2 protein-coding genes are annotated in these 3,028 nt (G+C 44.7%); one reads left to right on the plus strand and one right to left on the minus strand.

Features of this window, described 5'->3' with window-relative positions:
* The coding region (locus tag QTO00_RS17385; RefSeq protein ID WP_331425899.1) for an ATP-binding protein at positions 1-1,604 on the plus strand (1,604 nt) is incomplete at its 5' end.
* Here QTO00_RS17385 and QTO00_RS17390 read toward each other — a convergent pair.
* On the minus strand, positions 1,601-2,062 hold the full coding sequence (locus tag QTO00_RS17390; protein ID WP_331425900.1) for a dCMP deaminase family protein: 462 nt from the start codon (positions 2,060-2,062) through the stop codon (positions 1,601-1,603). The two genes, QTO00_RS17385 and QTO00_RS17390, sit on opposite strands and share 4 nt — an antisense overlap.
* Positions 2,063-3,028: the final 966 nt, after the last annotated feature.

Below are 3,028 nucleotides of genomic sequence, written 5' to 3' on the forward strand. Positions count from 1 at the left end.
TTCCGATTGACGGAAACGATGAGTTCTCTTCCTTTGCTAGGCAACTTAATCGGGTAATTGAGCAGCAACTAGAGTATGAACAGAACCTAGTACAAGCCAAAGATAGCGCTGAGATGGCGAACAAAGCGAAAAGTATCTTTCTCGCTAATATGTCTCACGAAATTCGCACCCCACTCAACGGCATCATAGGTATGACGGAAATACTCTCTGATAGCCATTTAACGACAGGTCAGCGAGAAATATTGGCTGATGTAGAAACTTCATCTCATGCTTTGCTGCTGCTCATTAACGATGTGCTCGATCTGTCTAAGATTGAGTCTGGAAACTTAGTGCTCTCAGAGAGCAGCGTTGATGTTCGAGAGGCGGTCTATGAAGCGCTCAGCATGGTGTCGGCCAATGCGCTTAAGCAGCAAGTGGAACTACAAGTCATGTTTGGCGACCAATTGCCGGCGGTTATTCGTATCGATGACTTTCGCTTTAAGCAAGTGCTGATGAACTTATTGAGCAATGCGATTAAGTTCTCCCGCAACGGGGTAGTTAAAGTTGAGTTAGACGTAAACGAGGACCGACTTAGCTGCCACGTAATAGATAATGGCATCGGGATTTCACAGAGCAAGCTTGATGAGATCTTCCACCCGTTTATTCAAGAAGATGGCAGTATTACTCGTCGCTATGGCGGTACTGGGCTTGGATTGACAATCTGCCGTCAATTGATTGAGCTTATGGGGGGAGAGATAGAAGTTAACTCGACCGTTGGTGTCGGTAGTCGGTTCTCTTTTTATGCACCAATCAAGGTCGAAATTGAGAAGAAAAATATCGAGCAACTTTCTGACCGAGCGATTGTTATTGCTAACAGTTCAGTTTATCAGCCACTTATCGTCAGCGAGAATGCTAGGTTAGGATTGGAAACGGATGTCTATGAGACGGTTGAGGGCGCGTTGAATGGCCCTCAGTCTGCTGCGCTCGTCATGTACTGCACTGATAGGAGTCGGAGCACGCGTCCAGATGTTGCCAAATTGCGTACCCAGTTTCCTGATGCTGAGATCATCGGCTTACATCATCATCTATATATGAAGCCAGAACTCGATGTACTGTTAGGCACTCCAGTTACGCTACCTTTCCTTGGTCGCAGGTTCTACTCTGTGGTTCGGGCTGCTCTGGATCAATGTCAGAGTCCAAATGAAAACCCATCGGGGGCGCATCCAGAGTTCCAACTTCAAGGGGTAAAAAAGGTATTAATTGTTGAAGACAATTTAATGAACCAGAAAATCGCCTCTTTCTTCCTCAATAAAATTGGTATCGAGTACTCAATTGCCAGTAACGGGTTAGATGCACTAAATGCAGTGAGAACCGGAGAAAATTTCTGCGCGATCCTAATGGACTGCATGATGCCGATAATGGACGGGCTTACGGCGACTCAAGAAATTCGTCAATGGGAAAGGGAAAGTGGTCGAGAAAAAGTGCCGATCATTGCACTAACAGCGAGTGTTTTACCCGAAGAGATTCAAAGCTGCTTTGATGCAGGGATGGACGCTTATCTTCCTAAACCTTATAAATCGCAGCCGCTGTTCGATAATTTCGAGCGGTTAAATGTAACGGCTTAACTTGGCTTGTTAATCTGCTCTAAATCATCAAGAGGAAGCCAATTCACTTTAACTCCGGCTTGAAGAAACATCTCTTGGCTTACTTTGATCTTGTCTCCCCAACGTGAGAGAAAATCTTCGGTCTGCTCTGGACAGTGAACGGCAGCAATACCAGTTTGAATGATCTTAGCAGCACAGTTTGGACACGGGAAATGGGTCACCCAGATTTCACATCCGCCTAGATCGCGCTTAGCAAATAATATTGCGTTCTCTTCAGCGTGAAGCGTTTTTAAATATTTCATCTCTCGATCATCAGTCATCGCACTATCTGAAATACCGTGAGGGTAGCCATTGAAACCGACGGAAACTATGCGGTTCTGTTTGGTGATAACTGCGCCAACTTGAGTGGAGGGATCTTTACTCCAAGAGCCAACAAGTTCTGCCATTTGGTAAAAGCGTTGTGCCCATTTTGAAATCATTCAAGCGTCCTCTTAGGGTAGCTAGCAGTTAGACATAAGCCAGTTGCTGCTAGAGATAAACGTAATGTGATGTGGATCTGCCTCTAATATCCTTATTTATCGCCATTTAGTCCAGTAAAACTGGGAGGAGCACCTGCTATTGGTTAACGAGTCGCCATTTAATGAGACTTAGATCACTTAATAGACTTAGCCTATTGTCTCATTGAATCGGTGATCGCCTTGTTGGTGTGTGCGAGATCTCTTACAAGTCCGTGAGTATTATGAGAGCCAGTTGATGAGAAATGAGATGATTTTTGTCATAAGTTGCTGAAATAAATAGCTATGCATGTTTCTTGACCACTAGAGAAATTCTCACTAACCGAAAAGTAGCATTGTGATTAGTGCGCCAAGCTCATAGTCTTAAGTTGTCAGCAGGAAGCAGACACGGAACAGGAAAGACCCAAGGATAGGTCATCTTCAGGACGAAGATTCGATTATTCAGGATGAATAATTGGCATGGAAAGCGAAGGACATTGGCTGGACGCTAGTAACTAGGATGGTTACACAAGGAAAGACAATGGACGCTTAACGGACTAAGGCAATTTCTATCAGGATGATAGAGTCAGGACACCGCTTAAGGATTAAGCGATGAGAGTTAGCGAGGATAGCTAACGGGCTGGATTGCCAAGGACACCGCTAGGATGGCGATGATAAGGACAGAGCTGAAGGATTCAGCGTACTATCAAGGAATAGATGCAGGGAGCACCTATTAGTAGCAGGATTGCTGCGAGTAAGAATAAGCCCCACTAGGCGCAAGCTTAGTGGGGTTTTCTTTTGTCTGGAGCATTAGACCCATAAAAACAAAAAGCCAACCTCAAGAAGTGAGATTGGCTGGTATAAGTGTGAACAATATGTGTTCACCAACAACGTCAGTTGGCTAGGTGACCCAACAACTATGAAGGGTCAAAATAATAAATGCAGTATATG

Origin of the sequence: Vibrio sp. M260118 (genome assembly GCF_036533755.1) — a bacterium.
Taxonomy (GTDB): Bacteria; Pseudomonadota; Gammaproteobacteria; order Enterobacterales; family Vibrionaceae; genus Vibrio.